A 16,991-nucleotide genomic window follows, 5' to 3' on the forward strand; every position below is an offset into this window, starting at 1 on the left:
GTCCAGTCCAGTTACATTTCCAGCTATATTTCTAGGCATTTAACTATTCAGACATGCCACGCTTGTCATCAAAGTGTGAAATCATAAGGGTACATGGCTGCTTTAAATCAGCCCTATTTGGGCTGAATTTGAGCGTCAGCTGCGCTAGCTTCCGTGCCAGTGGCTAGGGGCTGATCCGATTCACTGGAAATCTTGCGATGAATTCTGAGTCTACCCTCAATCAATTAAAGACTCTTTTGCCCCCAGGGCAAATGCCTGCCAGCTATGGTGTTTACTTCAAGAACACCCTGGTGGCTCTGTGCCATGCCCTAGAGGATCATATTCTGGAGCAGCCAAAAGGATCAGACCCCCTGGTCCTAGTCACATTTCAGCAGGGTAAGTGGTACCTACAAGAGGCCGATCGCTACGCCGAAATTGCCCGGTGTTCCCAGCAGATTGCGATCGCAGCCGTCCCTGATAGCGGTTTTGGCAGCCATGCCACCAGCCAACTGCCCAATGTTGATCTAGTTGATCTCCAAGCAGACGATGGCCTCACCCAAGAGTGGAACCTGATCATCTTGGCCCCCGGCTATGCTGCCATGCTGCTATGCCACGAGCTATCCGAGGAAGAATATCGCGGTGATAGCGCCCCCAGCTTAGACGTGGAACGAAAGTTTTACGGTCTTTGGACCTTTGACCGTGATCCGGTGGAAGTCGCCGCCAAAATTTTGATCGATCGCATGCGACCCTACAATAGCGCCCTAGCCGATCAGCTAATAGAACGCTATGACACTCTCATAAATAATCCTCCGGCCACGGCAACTGACCTGAGCGGTGTGGTCACTCGCATTGTTAACTACCTGCAAAGTAGTCAGCAGCAACTGGTTACCGTTAGCCGCCAAACCCGTGAACTCTGGGAACTAGAAGGCCAAGCATCCAAACTAAACCGGAATTTGGCCGCCAATAAGCTCCAGGCCTTTTTGCGCATGGTGCAAAGAATTGATCAGCGGGACCCAGCCAATCCCCTCGCCTCTTTACAGGTATCCGCCCTCGCCGAAACCCTAGGACAGCTGATCGATCTACCCACCCTACAGCTCCGTCGCCTCAGGCTAGCCGGATTACTTTTCCGCATTGGCTTAGCCGAAGCCCCCAAGGAAATCTTTCAACAGACGGCGGACCAGCTGGACAAGTCAAGCCTGGTCTTTTGGCGAGATCGGGCGGCCCTAGGGGGTCAGCTCCTATCCTCCATGCCTGAGTTAGCGGCCATCAGTCGAATTGTTACCCATCAGCTGGAATACTGGGATGGCAGCGGTGCCCCTGACGGGCTCAAAGCCCAGGAAATCCCCCTGGAGTCAAGGGTTTTAGGCCTCGTCGCCCATTTCCAAGAACTGACGGAGTCCAGGGGAGATCGCAGCGCCATGTCCCTAGGTGACTCCTTAGCCGCCTGCGAACAGCTCAGCGGTCGGCAATTTGATCCTCAACTCGTTGAATCCTTAGGCACCGTTGTGCGACTGGCCGAAATTGGCATGCTGCAGCTACCGCAACGCCCGAGTCAACAACCGACAGTTTGGCTCGAGGATCTGCGGTCCCCAGTAACGGACGAACCACAACCATCTAAATCAGAAGGGGTAACCTCGTGAGCCCAGTAGACATTGAGGCGATTCAGCAGGGCCAAAACAAAAACCTGATGGGGGCGGACTTAGCGGGTATAGACCTCAGCGGTGCCAACCTAGCCCAGGCCAACTTAAGGGGCGCTAACCTGAACGGGACAATCCTCAAACAGGCGGATCTCCGGGCAAATTTAAGGGGTGCCGACATGATGGGAGCGATTCTCACCGATGCCGATTTACGCAATGCCGACCTCCGGGGAGTCGTTCTGCTGGAAGCCGATACAACCAACGCCAGTTTTGCTGGAGCCTTCCTGGCGGGGGCCGTTTTGAGTAATCTCAGCCTGGTGTCCGTAGACCTGCGGGGGGCCGATCTACGGGGGGCAAACCTAACAGGCTGTGTGCTACGTAATGCTGATTTGAGTAACACCAACCTCTCTGGGGCCGATTTATCTGGGGCCGATCTAGAAGAGGCCACCCTCATTGGTGCTGTGCTGCGAGGGGCCAACTTAACCAATGCCAATCTCCTCTGCGCCTGTATAGACAACAGCAATTTTGAGGGAGCTACCCTAACGGACGCTTGCCTAATGGGCACGTCTTTAGCGACTGAGCTTTAACGACTGAGTCGTTTGCACAAATTAGGTTTCACACGGCAGATTTCACACAAAATCCATGGGTACTCAAACCAAAGGCAAGACAATTTTTCTACTCACATCCATGGTGGGCTGGCTACTCAGCGGCGCTGCCCTGATTTACTTAACCCCCTTTTTGGCCAATCAGGTTTCCCATTCCGCCACCACTAGCCTGTGGATGGAAAATCTTACCCGGGGAGGATACAATCCCTACCTGGCATTAGCCGGCGGCGGCAGTATTTTGGCGCTTACGGTGATCGGCAATGCCGTCTGGTACCAATATTTTGAAAACAAAACCTAAATGCAGATAGGAAGGTAGGCCGTTTTCCCTAGGATCGGCTTATCGTAACCTTTACCTCGTCTTAAACAAACCAAGCGCCTACCTTAAACAAGCAAAGACGTTGTCTTAATTTGCCATCGCTACATTACTCTGAGGCCTGAAAAAATAGCCGAGGAGTCTTTAGTTATGGTTAAGTTCGCTCAAGTTTTCAGCACAGTCGCAGCAGTAGTTGCCGCTGGCACTTTGACTGCTACCTCTGCAGTTGCTCAGACTATTGCTATTGACGGTTCCAGTACTGTTTTCCCTGTTACTGAAGCCATGGCGGAAGAGTACGCCCTTGCTGGCAACAGTGCATCTATCACCGTTGGTGTTTCCGGAACCGGCGGTGGCTTCAAAAAGTTCTGCGCCGGTGAGACAGTTATTTCCAATGCATCTCGCCCCATCAAAGACACAGAAAAAGAGCTGTGTGCAGCAGCAGGCATTGACTACGTTGCCATTCCAGTTGCCTATGACGCCCTAGCAGTTATCATCCACCCTGACAACACCTGGGCAGAGGAAATGACTGTTGAGCAGCTAAAAACTCTGTGGGACGCCCCCGCTGAAGGTGTGATCACCCGTTGGAACCAGATTGATCCGTCCTGGCCCAATGAGGAAATTGGTCTATACGGTCCTGGTACCGACTCTGGCACATTTGATTACTTCACTGATGAGATTAATGGTGAAGCGGGTGTCAGCCGGGCTGACTACACCGCTAGTGAAGATGACAACGTTCTAGTGCGCGGTGTTGCTAGCGATACCTATGCCATTGGTTACTTCGGGCTAGCTTACTTTGCTGAGAATGCGGACATTCTAAAAACGGTTAGCATTTTCAACGAAGAGGTTGGCGAGTTTATTGAGCCTACGGCTGAAAGCATTGAGGCTAACACGTACCAGCCCTTGGGTCGCCCCATTTTCATCTATGTAAACACGGCTGCTTTGGCGGACTCCAGCACTGGTGTGACTGACTTCGTTGAATTTTATGTTGAGCAAGCTGAGGCTGGCGACCTCATCACTGAAGTTGGCTACGTACCTCTGCCCGATGGTGCAACGGATGCAACTCTCCAAGCCTATGATGCGGAAGCTACGACTATTCTGCCCTAGCAGTTCGCCCATGAGCTGATTCTAGTTTTTTACCTTAGGGTTTCTGAGCCCTGGGGTAAAAAACTCAAGAACTTTAAAATTTCACACCCTCATTGGGTATCAACCATTTTTACCTTGGGGGAATGTTCGCTCCCCCAAGGTTTCCTTTGCATTGATTCTTGTATTGATTATTTAATTTACTCGAACATGGTTCCCAAACATGGTTAGGGTTGCGCCCTCTGAATCTGGCAAAGGTCTGGTGCAGATAGCGATGGGCCTTGTGATGCAGCCAATTTTATTTGTCCAGGCACTGCCCTATGTCACTGCCCAGTTATCAGCCTATGGCGTTAGCTTCCTGAAGCGGCCGGTCATATGGATGGCCCTGGGCTTTCACAGTGCTTTGCTAATCCTGCCCACTGTTGATTTATCGGCCCCAAAAGTGGATACGGTTGTGGAGCCAGAAACTGAAGAGGAAGTTTCCATTGAAGCTGTCAGCCTCAGTGATATTTTGGCCCCCCCTCAAGCGGTGCCACCGCCGCCAGCAGCAACGCCTTCAGCAGCACGGCCAGCAGCAGCGGTGGGAGCACCTCCGGTTCTAACAAAAGTACCAGAACGGCTAGAAGAGATTCTTGAGCAGCAGGAAACCCCTCAAACAAATGAGTTTGACAATGAATTTGAAAACGAGTTTGAGGAACAAGAGGAACAATCCTTTGCCTTTGATCCTGGCCAGCAGTCAGCGCTAAGTAGTAGCTTGAGTCAGTTTCTCGGGGCTTCCAGTCAAGGCTCTAGTAATTTCGATATCACTGCAACATGGCTGGGAATTGATCCAACCAATCCCACCGATATGCGTTTTAGGGCCAAGGACATTGAAAATGTGATTGATCCAGCCGCTTTTTTTACGGCCGATAGCATCAATAACGGCACCTACTTGCCACTCCCCCAAACAACGTTTAAACAAATTGCTAGAAATATTGATTTGGTTAATCGTGAAGGTCTAGGCCAGGCGCTTCTGAGTGCGGGAATGAGTCAGCAAGATGAGGGTACCTATGGAGGGCATTCATTTTTTGGGGTGTATGGGCCCAATGGACAACCCGTTAACTACATCTCGTTAATTGATTTGAAAGGGACAACGCTAATCTTTGTCTGGCCCAATGACCCACGTGCCTCCGGCAGTTGAGGGTTGGCTATACTGAAATATTTAATTGAATATCTGGAATACTCCGGTTCAAAATACTATGCCGATTGTTTAGGCTAGAGAGACACTGGCTGCCCTGTTTGTTATTTCCCCAATGCCATGAATGTTGTGAAACTCCTTTTCAATCCTATCTTTTTGCTGGCTATGGGTATGCATGCAGGTATTTTACTCATTCCTGTGGCTGGGGGGTCTTCGGATGAAACGGTCCCTGCTCCCAATCCTGAAGGGGAAAGCATTACGGTTACTCGCATTCCTCCTCAGCAACCTAAGCCGGACAAGCCTGCTGCCGGACAAGCGCCTATACCCAATCGTCCGGCGACCACAGCGGCCACCCCTGCCCCCCCTAAAGCTCTTTCCACAGCAAGGGGTGAGACCTCTGCTGGTGCAGCCACCTCCCAACCAAGGAGGCAGGTTAATGGGCGCCGTAGTTCCCTGGTGTCTCAAAGATCAGTGGGGCGATCAGCGGCCAACGGTAGGGCTGATGACAATGGCCGCTCAAACCCTAATGCCCAGGGTACCGATAGCAATAATCAATCCAGTCCAACAGCCCTGAATAATCCGAATGAGTCATCCGGCTTGGCACCGCTGCCTGAGAGCGATGCCCCAGGGTCTACCACTATCTCTGTGCCTTCGACCCCATCTGGGCAAACCGCCCCTACCTTGACGGCCTTGCGAGATGGAGCCAAATCCCGGGATGTGCCCAATTTATTGCAGGCATTTCTGGCTCGTTTACACCACAGTGTTTTGAGCACCACAGAGCCGGAGGTAGAAGAAGCTAAACGACGTTGGCTAGCTGACCTAGGGCAGCAGGCAGGTGGGCAGGGGGCGTCTCCCGAAACGTTAGATCAGGCGTTAAAGCTGAGCTATCCTCTCACTACATTTGAGGAGAATGGCCCTCGGCAGATTCGTAGCTGCCTTAATCCTTTGCCTGTGAAAGGGTTGGTGGGGGTAGTGGTAGAGGCGAATGGCGCGATCGCAACCGAGCCCACCCTCTTACGTAGCTCCGGCTATGGGTTTCTGAATGACATCGCCCTGGAAAAGATCAAGGACTATGAGAATTTTCCTGAGGATAGCGCCCAGAAAATCTACCTGGTGGATGTGGAAGTGGACTACGACAAGACCACCTGTGTGGACCTGGCCAAACTGAAAACTAACTAAAAAACTTAACTGACAGCCAACCTAAACCTGGGAGCGATCCGTGAGGATTTCATGACCCTCTTCGGTGATCAGCACCGTGTGTTCGAACTGGGCGGAAAGTTTGCGATCGCACGTCACCACCGTCCACCGATCCCTCAGGGTACGCGTCACCTTCGATCCCTCATTCACAATCGGCTCAATGGCCAACGCCATCCCCGGCTTCAGGGTCACATTGGGCAGCTCCTTGGTCCGAAAATTAAACACGGCCGGGGGCTCATGCAAGTTTCGACCCACCCCATGGCCCGTAAATTCCTCCACCACGGTATAGCCACTCGCCCGAATACTATCCTCAATCGCCCCCGCAATATCCAGCAGGGTCTTCCCTGGTAGCGCCTGGGCCACCCCAGCATAGAGAGCTGACTCCGCTGCATCCATCAGCTTCTGGGCCTGCCCATGCACCTTACCCACCGCAATCGTAATGCAGGAATCACCATGAAACCCTTCGTAGTAGGCCCCCGTATCCACCTTGAGTAAATCCCCGGCCTTAATTACCTTACGCTTACGGGGAATACCATGCACCACCTCGTCATTGACGCTGGCACAAATAGAGCCCGGAAAACCGTGATAGCCCTTAAAACTAGGCGTCGCCCCCAGCTCTCGAATGCGCCGCTCCGCATGGTCATCCAAATCCGCCGTGGTCATCCCCGGCTGCACCAGCTCAGAAATTTCCTTTAGCACCGTCGCCACAATCCGACCAGCCTGCCGCATGGTGGCTTGTTCAGCCGTGGACTTCAACTCAATCCCCTGATGTTTGCGCGGCCCTACCATAACTGGAACAGCCAAAGCCCGCGACAACAAATTACCTAAAACATTCATAGTGGGCGATCGAGTTTTGCAATGGAATTTTCATACTCACACTATATATAGTAAGCGGAATTCTCGTTCCACCCCCATGATCCCCATCCCCCGGCCCTAGGTTGCCCGTGCCCCATTTGATGATCCAATCCCCCATACCTTCATTGGCCATGGCCCAGACTGTGATGATCCCATGCCCCATCCAAATCTTTTCCCCAAAAGCCATTGGTATTTGTGACCATGTTGGCCTAATATTAAAGACTGTGCGCTTTTCAGGGCTTATGAACGCTGAGGAGATTATCCGCTCTATAGAAGCGGAATATATCAAAGACGACATCCCCAAGATCTATATTGGGGACACAATTCGGGTCGGTGTCCGAATTGTGGAAGGTGGAAAGGAACGTATCCAGCCCTTCGAAGGTACTGTCATTGCCATGCGCAATGGTGGTATTAACGAAACGATCACCGTACGTCGCGTCTTCCAAGGCGTGGGTGTAGAACGCGTTTTCTTGCTCCATGCCCCCCGTGTGGCCAATATTCAGGTCATCCGTAGGGGTAAAGCGCGGCGTGCTAAGTTGTACTACCTTCGCGATCGCGTTGGTAAGGCAACTCGTTTGAAGCAGCGCTTTGATCGTCCCATTGCCAAATAGGGCAATAATTACCGGGGCTACCTAAAGCCCTAGGATTAAGCCTTACAATGGGGCAAGTTCAAAGAGTCGTGCGTCCTTAGTTCAGTTGGTAGAACGTCGGTCTCCAAAACCGAATGTCGGGGGTTCGAGTCCTCCAGGGCGCGCTGAGCGATTAGCATAAGTTCTACCTGAAGCATTTAGATGTCGCTGCTGATTTGAAGCATATTTGGCTCTAAGCCATGGCCAACTGCCAAGGTTTAAGACCCAAATTAATACTGATAGTCGGCGGCACGTTTAGAATTATTGCTGAAATGAAAGAGACTTGTCCTTTTTCATCCACGCAATCTGCTTTAGGTAGAATTTTTGCTTGGGTAGCTCCCAGTCGATGAAAATCGACCGGACTCGACGTAGCAAACAAGGAAGCTAATGACGTGGTCAAAAAGGACGCTAAGAAAGTAATGGACAAGCAGCCAAGCGAATCCTCTGACTCGTTTAACGCAGGGTCTTTTGTTAAAGACACTCGTGAAGAGTTAAGTAAGGTAGTTTGGCCCTCCAGGCAGCAGCTGATCAGTGAATCTGCGGCCGTCATATTAATGGTGGGTGTATCTGCGACGCTTATTTACTTAGTGGATAAACTCTTTGGTTGGGCTTCTAGACAGGTGTTCTAATGACTTACACTTCTGACGATCCAAACTACACAGGCGACGATGAGGCCTCTAATGCTCCCCAGGAGCCCCGAAAGTCTCAATCGCGCTGGTATGCCGTACAAGTAGCCTCCGGCTGTGAAAAACGCGTCAAGCTCAACCTTGAGCAGCGGGCAATCACCCTGGACGTTGCCAGTCGTATCTTTCAGATCGAAATTCCGCAAACCCCTGCGGTAAAGCTGCGCAAGGATGGCAGTCGTCAGAATATCGAGGAAAAAGTTTTTCCTGGGTATGTCCTCATCCGAATGATTTTGGATGACGATGTCTGGCAGGTGGTCAAAAACACCCCCCATGTCATTAACTTCGTCGGTGCCGAGCAACGACGTGCCACTGGACGTGGGCGAGGGCATGTTAAACCCATGCCTTTGAGTCGAACCGAAGTTGAACGCATCTTTAAGCAGACCCAAGAACAGGCACCCGTAGTCAAAATTGACATGGCTGAAGGTGACAAAATCTTGGTGTTGTCTGGTCCGTTTAAGGACTTTAGTGGCGAAGTCATTGAAGTCAGCCCTGAACGGAGCAAGCTTAAAGCATTGCTATCGATCTTCGGTCGCGATACCCCCGTTGAGCTGGAATTTAACCAAGTGCAAAAAGAGAGTTAATCAATGGCGAAGAAGGTAGTTGCGATTATTAAGCTGGCAATCCCAGCTGGAAAAGCGAACCCTGCACCGCCAATTGGTCCCGCCTTGGGTCAGCACGGGGTCAATATTATGGCGTTTTGCAAAGAGTACAACGCTAGGACCTCTGACAAAGCTGGACTGATTGTCCCGGTTGAAATTTCTGTTTTTGAAGATAGAAGTTTTACCTTCATTCTCAAAACACCGCCAGCCTCAGTGCTGATTAAAAAAGCGGCCAAAATTGAGAAGGGTTCTGGGGAGCCAAATAAAACAAAAGTTGGCTCGATCACCCGTGCCCAATTGCAAGAAATTGCCGAGATAAAAATGCCCGACCTCAACGCCAACGACGTTGAAGCCGCCATGAACATTATCGAAGGCACCGCCCGCAATATGGGAGTCACCGTAGCTGACTAATCTCAGTACGGAAATATATTCAACGTACCTAAAACGTACTTAAACCCAAGCTGGGGAAGAAGTTAGACTTCGTTATGACCCCAAGGAGAAACCATGGCAAAGAAAGTGTCGCGCCGCTTAAAAGAGCTGCAGGCTAAAGTTGAAAGTAGACTGTATGCCCCCTTAGAGGCTATGCAGCTACTCAAAGAAACGTCCACTGCAAAATTTACGGAAACTGCCGAGGCCCATATTCGCCTAGGCATTGATCCCAAATATACCGACCAGCAATTACGTACCACCGTTGCCCTGCCCAAGGGGACGGGGCAAACAGTGCGTGTTGCCGTCATTGCCCGGGGTGAAAAGGTGTCTGAAGCCACCGCAAACGGAGCAGATTTGGCCGGATCTGAGGAACTGATCGACGAAATCCAGAAAGGTATGATGGATTTTGACGTGTTGATTGCCACCCCTGACATGATGCCTAAGGTGGCCAAACTAGGCCGTGTTCTGGGTCCCCGTGGTTTGATGCCCTCCCCCAAAGGTGGTTCTGTTACCTTTGACCTAGCCCAGGCCATTACAGACTTTAAGGCAGGTAAATTGGAGTTTAGGGCCGACAAGTCGGGTATTGTCCACGTCATGTTTGGGAAAGCCGACTTCTCCCCTAAAGACCTGCTGACCAATCTAAAGGCTCTGCAGGAGACCATTGACCGTAATCGTCCATCGGGAGCTAAGGGCCGATACTGGCGCACAATGTCAGTAGCTGCTACGATGGGTCCTGCGATCAAAATGGATATTAATGCCTTGCGCGATCTATCACTTGATGATGCAGGTGCATAAATATTTCATCTGCCGTTGCTGATTTTCGTTCTGTAAATGAGTCACGGCATTTATAACTGTTGAACAATCAACAGATAAAGCATTGGAGGTATTGCTGCTTTAAAAACACCCAACAACCAAATAGGCATTCGAAGACAGCAGGTGCATTTCGCTTAATATCCTGCCGAGGTGTAGAGATTGGGTGTGAGTAGCACTCATCTTTGGGTCTTGGCGGTTAGCTGAGGCCCTTTGATTTTTTGATTCCTGGTTGAGGTTGAGCATTAGCAGTATTTCCAACCTATCCCCGCAATCAAGGAGGTGAGATCCGAATGGGGAGAACCCTAGAAAATAAGAAAGAGATTGTTGCTGAGCTAAAGGATCTCCTAAGCGACACGCAATCAATTTTTGTTATTGACTACAAAGGTCTGACGGTGGCCCAAATTGGTGACCTGCGTAACCGCATTAGGGAAAAGGGTGGCACATGTAAGATTGCCAAAAATACCCTGGTCCGTATTGCGGTTCAAGACAATGAAACTTGGCAGCCTGTGCAGGAGTTCCTTAAGGACACGACGGCATTACTACTGACCAAAGAAGACATTGGCGGTGTCATTAAGGAATACAAAAAATTCCAAAAGGAGACCAAAAAGACCGAGCTGTGCGGCGGCGTTTTGGAAGGTAAGGCTCTGAGTCAAACAGAAGCTGAAGCCTTGGCTGATCTGCCCAGTAAGGAAGAACTTTATGCACGGATTGCAGGTGCTATCAATGCTCTGGCGACGAAAGTTGCAGTGGGCATCAAGGAAGTACCATCGTCTATTGCTCGTGGTCTTCAGGCTTATGTCGACAAAGATGGTAGTGAAGGCGGCGAATAAGGTCCAGCTTTCATCCATTCCCTATGCATTTTGTAATTAATCAAGGAGAAATCCATGTCTGCTGCTACTGATGAAATTTTGGAAAAGTTGAAGTCTTTAAGTTTGCTAGAGGCTTCCGAGCTGGTTAAGCAAATTGAAGAGACTTTTGGCGTAAGTGCGGCTGCTCCTGCGGGCGGCATGATGATGATGGCCGCTGGCGGTGCTGGCGGCGACGCTGAAGAAGTTGAAGAGAAAACCGAGTTTGACGTGGTTCTCGAAGACTTCGGTGGTAACAAGATTGCCGTTCTTAAGGCGGTTCGTACCCTGACTGGTCTAGGCCTCAAAGAAGCCAAGGCGATGGTTGAAGGTGCACCTACACCGGTCAAAGAAAGCGTCTCCAAGGATGATGCTGAAGCTGCTAAGAAGCAGCTTGAGGAAGCTGGCGCTAAGGTGTCTATTAAGTAATAGACCTTTTGTTCAAACATTGATCCAAAATCTATAGACTTTCCCACCAGGGAAAATGTTTAGGGATATGGTTTGGTAATTGGACTTAGCTATTAACGTCAACCGCATAATGCAAGAGCCCTGCTATCTAGAGGTAGCAGGGCTCTTGCATTATTTTAAAACAGAAAGCCTGTTGAAATTGTGATGGTGCAGTCAGTAACCGTTTTGGGTAGACTACTGCTGACTCAGTGATGTGATTAAGTAATATAAAAAACCTGAGAACTTACTGATTAAGTAAACAATCATTTGTAACACTATTAATAATATGTTGACATCAAAACCTTCAGCAGAAGAACAAATTATCAGATGCAATTTCGGGTCAATGGGCTGAAGTGATTCTGTGCTGACTATTTATATAATTTGTTTACCCAAATTAATCATGCGCATATTAAAAAATTACAAGTTTGAAATCATATTAGGCTTAACAGCCTTAGGGGTTTTAGGCATCTTCTTCCTAAGTATCTCAGGTTTAATAGCACCCAACAGAAATGATTTTACGGTTACTCCAAATTCAGCTGAGCCCAAGGGAGGAAACAACGCTGCAACCCCTAAGTCGGATATCTCAGAGCGATTAAGCGAGGGGGCAAAAAGTTTGCTGCCCGATGCGTCAGAGTCAAAGCTGAAAGGTATGGCTGCCTATGGTGAGGAGAATTATGACCAGGCAATTATCCATCTAGAAGCGGCATTAAACGAAAATCGTAATGACCCCGAAGCGTTTATATATCTGAACAATGCGCGGATTGGAAAGCAGGTTGCCCATACATTAGCTGTGATTGCACCGGTGGGTGATACAGATGAGATTGGTCTGGAAATTTTGCGGGGAGCTGGTCAGGCTCAGCAAGACTTTAACCAATCGTTGCAGGGCAATGGGGTGCCGATTAAAATTCTGATTGCGAATGATGAAAATGATCCTACCCTTGCTGAGGCTGTGGCCACTGAATTGGTCCAGCGGTCTGAGGTCTTAGGGGTACTGGGGCATTACAGCAGCGGCGTTACCTTGAAGGCGGCTCCAGTATATAGCCAGGGAAAACTGCCAATGGTTTCTGCCGTTAGTACATCGGTGGAACTGTCGGGTTTTAGTCCCTACATTTTCCGAACGGTTCCTAGTGACAGTTTTGCAGCGGCGGCTTTGGCCCGGCACATGATTGACGATCTCAAAGCCCAAAGAGCTATTCTTTACTACGATTCCAATAGTGCCTACAGCCTTTCATTAAAGAGCGAATTTACCACCTCTGTCTTTAGTGATGGCGGCGAGGTGATGACAGAGTATGATCTCGCAGATGCTAATTTTGACGCTGAGGCGCAGATTGCCTTGGCCCAGGAACAGGGAGCCGACGTGATTATGCTGGCCGCTAGCACCGATACGCTAGCGCCTTCCCTGGCGGTGATAGCTGCTGCCAATCAACAATTTCCTTTGCTGGGTGGGGATGATTTGTATCATCCTCAAGTATTAGAAGAAGGTGGAGTTAATGCGGAGGGTCTGGTGGTCGCGGTGCCCTGGCACGTATTGTCAGACCCAGATTCTGAGTTTGTGTTGGGGGCACGGCAACTGTGGGGGGGCGATGTCAGTTGGCGCAGTGCCATGGCCTATGATGCGATCGCATCCCTAGGCGCAGCCCTAATCCAGGACCCTAGCCGCGAAGGTGTCCGCGCCGCCCTACACGAAGCTGAGTTCTCAGCGGATGGAGCCACGGGGGATGTCCACTTTTTACCCTCTGGCGATCGCAACCGGGCCGCACAGCTCGTGCATATTAAACCCGGCCAACGCTCTGGCCTAGGGTTTGACTTTATTCCAGTTAAATAGACATGCCTTAGACTCTACTCCCTCTGCACAAGGCGTGGGGGCACAGGGGCTGACTTATTCTGCGTCCGAAATCCAGAAGAAGTCAGCTAGTGCGGGAGAGGTGGCGGTGGGGTTAAGCAGGACACTGTGGGCCACCAGTTCATCCCCCAAACGCCGAGCGACCCGGCTAGGAATGCCAAAATCAAACACGATGTGCCCTTCCCCCGCCAGCACAATCACCTGGGTATTGGGGAAGGCAGTGACATAGTCAGCCACCGCTTCTGCCATGGTTTCATCCCATAGCACTTGGGCCGCAAAAAAGTTATCAAAGCTGGGGCCGCCGCCACCCCCATGGCCGCCACTATTACTATGGCCCCCATGGCCCCCATGGTGACCAAACACCTGGGCCACCATGGCCTGGTAGTTTTCGTCACTGGTGTCAATTTCATCCATGGGGGGAATATACTGCCAGTCATTCCCTTCCAGGCTGGCTAGGCCCTGTTGGGCCACTTTCTTGGTGATTTCCCTGGGGGTGTTCAGGGCAATTAATGGAATTTGATTGCTTTGGGCGTAGCGCAGAATCGGGGCATATAGCTCCCAGTCAAAGCCCCAGCGGGTTTCGTATTCGCTTTGTTCGATTAGCTCTGCTTCGGTAATCTCCCCGGCGATGTATTGATCCAGCACGGACTGAAACGGACGCTGAAACATTTCTAACCCAATGGCAATGTCTCCTCGGCTCTGGTGCATTGCTGTGATGATCTCGAGTTGGGCGGCATGATCGGCCACATCCGTATGGGTTTCACCCAGGTAGATGACGTTCGCTTGCTTGAGCGCCGTGAGGATGGCTTGGTTGGAGGATTCACTGGGAGAGCTGGGTTGAGAGGCTGGGGTGGTTTGTGCGATCGCACCTCCAGATTGCCCAGACACCGCCACCGGAAAAATATGATGACGCCCTAGACCTGCCCCAGCAACCAATAGCGCTCCACAACAACCCAACAACCAAAAAGATTTCACGATCAGCCCTAATAATGGCAGTAAGTAGCGTTGCTGATCCTCAGGATGATTGCATCTGCAAGATGCCGGTACAGAGCATTGCTAACAGACCGGTTCATTCCCTAAAGCAACAACGGCAAATGAGTTAAACGTAGTCTAGCCCAGATTTTTGGCAGAGAGTTGAGAAACCCCAAACATGTAGCCCTGAAGGCAACAAAGAGAGCGGAGGAATCAAACATCCCTTGCCAGGGTTTACACCTAACGGATAGGTTAAATCTAGCCGCTCCCTCGCCAAATTCCCCATGACCGTCACCGCCGACACCCTGCCAAAACCAACCATCACCCTGCCTGAAATGGGCTGTGGCACCTGGGCCTGGGGAAATCGCCTGCTGTGGGACTATGACGAAAGTATGGATGGCGGACTGCAGCAAGTCTTTAATTACTGTGTGGCAAACGGAGTCACCCTATTCGATACGGGGGACTCCTATGGCACTGGCAAACTCAAGGGTCAAAGCGAAAAATTACTCGGCAAATTTAGCCAGGCATATCAGGGGCCAAATCAAGCAGCGATTTGTCTGGCCACCAAACTGGCCGCCTATCCCTGGCGGCTTACAAGGAACATGATGACCCAGGCAGGCCTGGCCTCCCAATCCCGCATGGGACGCTTGGACATTGCCCAAATGCACTGGCCCACAGCCAACTATTTCCCCTGGCAGGAAGGGGCCCTTTTAGATGGCCTGGCAGATTTATACGACCAAGGACTGGTCAAAGGGGTGGGCCTTTCCAACTATGGTCCCAAGCGGTTGCGCTGGGTACACCAGCGCTTTGCCGAGCGGGGCATTCCCATCACATCGCTCCAAGTGCAATATTCCCTACTGTCCACATTTCCAGTGACCGAATTGGGGCTAAAGGAGGTCTGCGACGAACTAGGCATTCAAATGATTGCCTACAGTCCGCTGGGCCTGGGGTTACTAACGGGTAAGTATGGCGCAGATACCCCCAAACCTAAAGGGCTACGGGGCCTGCTTTTCCGCCAGCTCATACCGGGCATTCAACCACTGCTGGACTGCCTGCGGGAAGTCGCCGCAGAACGTGACAAAACCATGGCCCAAACCGCCCTGAACTGGTGCATTTGCAAAGGCACCACCCCAATTCCAGGGGCCAAAAATCTAGACCAGGCCAAACAAAATATCGGAGCCCTGGGATGGCGGCTGAGTCCTGGGGAAATGGAAGAACTAGATCGAACCGCCGCCAACTCCGACAAGCAAATGGTGCAGAATATTTTTCAAACTCGGTAAATTAGCCTAGAACCCTTTATCCATAGGTTCCGCATATTTCAGCACGAGGTTAGCCATGTTCATAGGGAACCATAGTGTTACGTAATTTTAGGGGGCCAAATGACCAATGAACGGTTCGCATAACGAACAGTTCACATAACGGTTCATATTTGGTTGCACTTGCATCCCTTGCTACGTGCCTAATCGTTCCTCGTTTAGGTTCAAACGATGACCGTCTGACTAGCCAACCGATCTTTAAGCCCATGGCTTAGTAAGTATCCTGGAACAGACAGGTTTTCTCCAGTTAAAGAGTGATTAAGTCGGGATAGCCTTTGGCTATCCTTTTTTTTGCCTAAATAATTGAATTGGGTATAACTTCCCTGCCCCCTTGCTCCCCCATCTTCCCCTACCTAGATAAATTTAGAGTAAGGTCTCAAATTCCCGCTTTTTAAGAGGAGAGGATTTAGGGTGAGGTCACCGGGCACCTTAAGCCCATGACCGATCCAAACCTACCAGCCATTGCAGGCCGTCACCGGCACATTCCTCCCATACTCCTGCAACGAGCACGTGAGCTTCGCCAGCAGCAAACACCAGCTGAAGTAATTCTGTGGGAATGTCTTCGTGCCCGTCAGTTCTACGGCTACAAATTCCGTCGTCAGCACAATATTGGTCGTTTCATAGCAGATTTCTATTGCATTGAGGCCCAGTTAGTTATTGAGGTGGATGGCCCGATCCATGATTCGCAGCGGGAAAAAGATGCAGCACGGGATACGTGGATGGAGTCAGTGGGGTTGCGGGTGCTACGAGTAACAAATCTACAAGTACAGGAGGATCTTGAGGAAGTGTTGGTGATGATCCTGGAGCGGTTGTGACCTCATCCCCCGGCCCCTTCTCCTGGGAGGAGAAGGGGGGTTGGAGGGTTCAAAATCCCTTATACCTTTGCCGAGTAGACATGGAGGGGTTTTGGTGGTGAGACTCGAGCGGCGAAGAACCTCATCCCCCGGCCCCTTCTCCTGGGAGGAGAAGGGGGGTTAGAGGGCTCAAAGTCCCTCTCCTCTCAGGAGAATTATTTAGGGTGAGGGTTCAAAGTCCCTCTCCTCCCAGGAGAGGGATTTAGGGTGAGGTTCCCCGCACCCTACGCCCATCATCGATCCACATCTCCCTGACATTTCAGGGTGACGAATTGACAAGGGCTTGAGGATCTAGAGGGGGGTTTGGTGGTGAGACTCGAGCGGCGAAGAACCTCATCCCCCGGCCCCTTCTCCTGGGAGGAGAAGGGGGGTTAGAGGGCTCAAAGTCCCTCTCCTGGGAGGAGAGGGATTTAGGGTGAGGTTCCCCGCACCCTAAATCCCATCATCGATCCACATCTCCCTGACATTCCAGGGTGACGAATCGACAAGGGCTGGAGAATCTAGAAGGGGTTTTGGTGGTGAGGCTGGAGCGGCGAAGAACCTCATCCCCCGACCCCTTCTCCTGGGAGGAGAAGGGGGGCTAGAGGCTCAAAGTCCCTCTCCTCCCAGGAGAGGGATTTAGGGTGAGGTTCCCCGCACCCTACGCCCATCATCGATCCACATCTCCCTGACATTTCAGGGTGACGAATTGACAAGGGCTTGAGGATCTAGAGGG

General features: G+C 51.1%; 18 protein-coding genes, 1 tRNA gene and 1 other annotated feature. Of the genes, 17 read left to right on the forward strand and 2 right to left on the reverse strand.

Annotated features, from left to right (window positions below):
* Positions 1-197 precede the first annotated feature (197 nt).
* The 6 genes from VB741_RS06155 (at position 198) to VB741_RS06180 (ending at position 5,970) form a co-directional block, all read left to right on the forward strand.
* The gene (locus VB741_RS06155) at positions 198-1,619 is read left to right on the forward strand and encodes a DICT sensory domain-containing protein (protein WP_323364274.1); all 1,422 of its coding nucleotides are present in this window, start codon (positions 198-200) and stop codon (positions 1,617-1,619) included.
* Between the two features lie 47 nt (positions 1,620-1,666).
* Positions 1,667-2,203, forward strand: coding sequence for a pentapeptide repeat-containing protein (locus tag VB741_RS06160; protein ID WP_442786306.1), 537 nt, complete (start codon positions 1,667-1,669; stop codon positions 2,201-2,203).
* 55 nt (positions 2,204-2,258) lie between these two features.
* Complete coding sequence (locus tag VB741_RS06165) at positions 2,259-2,519, forward strand: hypothetical protein (protein ID WP_323364276.1); 261 nt, start codon at positions 2,259-2,261, stop codon at positions 2,517-2,519.
* Between the two features lie 165 nt (positions 2,520-2,684).
* Positions 2,685-3,638: a PstS family phosphate ABC transporter substrate-binding protein gene (locus tag VB741_RS06170; RefSeq protein WP_323364277.1), complete on the forward strand. Its 954-nt coding sequence runs from the start codon at positions 2,685-2,687 to the stop codon at positions 3,636-3,638.
* A gap of 199 nt (positions 3,639-3,837) precedes the next feature.
* Positions 3,838-4,794 carry a hypothetical protein gene (locus tag VB741_RS06175; protein ID WP_323364278.1) on the forward strand — a complete coding sequence of 319 codons (957 nt, stop codon included), beginning with the start codon at positions 3,838-3,840 and terminating at the stop codon, positions 4,792-4,794.
* Positions 4,795-4,911: 117 nt separating this feature from the next.
* Complete coding sequence (locus VB741_RS06180) at positions 4,912-5,970, forward strand: hypothetical protein (RefSeq protein ID WP_323364279.1); 1,059 nt, start codon at positions 4,912-4,914, stop codon at positions 5,968-5,970.
* A 21-nt stretch (positions 5,971-5,991) separates the two neighbouring features.
* Here the strand turns inward: VB741_RS06180 and map are convergent, their stop codons facing one another.
* The gene (gene map / locus VB741_RS06185; protein WP_442786300.1) at positions 5,992-6,825 is read right to left on the reverse strand and encodes a type I methionyl aminopeptidase; all 834 of its coding nucleotides are present in this window, start codon (positions 6,823-6,825) and stop codon (positions 5,992-5,994) included.
* Between the two features lie 260 nt (positions 6,826-7,085).
* Between map and rplS the strand changes: the two genes are divergently transcribed.
* From rplS to VB741_RS06230, 9 genes are all read left to right on the forward strand, one after another.
* Complete coding sequence (rplS, locus tag VB741_RS06190) at positions 7,086-7,454, forward strand: 50S ribosomal protein L19 (protein WP_323364299.1); 369 nt, start codon at positions 7,086-7,088, stop codon at positions 7,452-7,454.
* Positions 7,455-7,524: 70 nt separating this feature from the next.
* Positions 7,525-7,597: transfer RNA gene (locus VB741_RS06195), tRNA-Trp, on the forward strand.
* Positions 7,598-7,864: 267 nt separating this feature from the next.
* Positions 7,865-8,101, forward strand: a complete 237-nt coding sequence (gene secE, locus VB741_RS06200; RefSeq protein ID WP_442786301.1) for a preprotein translocase subunit SecE — start codon at positions 7,865-7,867, stop codon at positions 8,099-8,101.
* Positions 8,101-8,739, forward strand: a complete 639-nt coding sequence (gene nusG / locus VB741_RS06205; RefSeq protein ID WP_323364281.1) for a transcription termination/antitermination protein NusG — start codon at positions 8,101-8,103, stop codon at positions 8,737-8,739. Before secE ends, nusG begins: the two co-directional genes overlap by 1 nt.
* A gap of 3 nt (positions 8,740-8,742) precedes the next feature.
* Positions 8,743-9,168 (forward strand): 50S ribosomal protein L11, encoded by a 426-nt coding sequence (gene rplK, locus VB741_RS06210; protein WP_323364282.1) that lies wholly within the window; start codon positions 8,743-8,745, stop codon positions 9,166-9,168.
* Between the two features lie 93 nt (positions 9,169-9,261).
* Complete coding sequence (gene rplA / locus VB741_RS06215) at positions 9,262-9,981, forward strand: 50S ribosomal protein L1 (protein WP_323364283.1); 720 nt, start codon at positions 9,262-9,264, stop codon at positions 9,979-9,981.
* Between the two features lie 111 nt (positions 9,982-10,092).
* Positions 10,093-10,223, forward strand: a sequence feature (ribosomal protein L10 leader region).
* Between the two features lie 66 nt (positions 10,224-10,289).
* Positions 10,290-10,829 (forward strand): 50S ribosomal protein L10, encoded by a 540-nt coding sequence (rplJ, locus tag VB741_RS06220; RefSeq protein WP_323364284.1) that lies wholly within the window; start codon positions 10,290-10,292, stop codon positions 10,827-10,829.
* Positions 10,830-10,883: 54 nt separating this feature from the next.
* A complete protein-coding gene (rplL, locus tag VB741_RS06225; protein ID WP_323364285.1) occupies positions 10,884-11,273 on the forward strand; it encodes a 50S ribosomal protein L7/L12 in 390 nt (129 codons plus the stop codon).
* A gap of 418 nt (positions 11,274-11,691) precedes the next feature.
* Positions 11,692-13,116 carry an ABC transporter substrate-binding protein gene (locus tag VB741_RS06230; protein WP_323364286.1) on the forward strand — a complete coding sequence of 475 codons (1,425 nt, stop codon included), beginning with the start codon at positions 11,692-11,694 and terminating at the stop codon, positions 13,114-13,116.
* Between the two features lie 54 nt (positions 13,117-13,170).
* Here the strand turns inward: VB741_RS06230 and VB741_RS06235 are convergent, their stop codons facing one another.
* Positions 13,171-14,109, reverse strand: coding sequence for a ChaN family lipoprotein (locus VB741_RS06235; protein ID WP_323364287.1), 939 nt, complete (start codon positions 14,107-14,109; stop codon positions 13,171-13,173).
* A gap of 281 nt (positions 14,110-14,390) precedes the next feature.
* Between VB741_RS06235 and VB741_RS06240 the strand changes: the two genes are divergently transcribed.
* Together VB741_RS06240 and VB741_RS06245 are read left to right on the forward strand one after the other, a co-directional pair.
* The gene (locus VB741_RS06240) at positions 14,391-15,386 is read left to right on the forward strand and encodes an aldo/keto reductase (protein WP_323364288.1); all 996 of its coding nucleotides are present in this window, start codon (positions 14,391-14,393) and stop codon (positions 15,384-15,386) included.
* A gap of 473 nt (positions 15,387-15,859) precedes the next feature.
* Entirely contained in the window at positions 15,860-16,237 is a 378-nt protein-coding gene (locus VB741_RS06245; RefSeq protein ID WP_323364289.1) for an endonuclease domain-containing protein, read from the forward strand.
* The last annotated feature ends 754 nt before the right edge of the window (positions 16,238-16,991 follow it).

The organism is Leptothoe sp. PORK10 BA2 (genome assembly GCF_034932105.1).
Classification (GTDB): Bacteria; Cyanobacteriota; Cyanobacteriia; order Phormidesmidales; family Phormidesmidaceae; genus Leptothoe.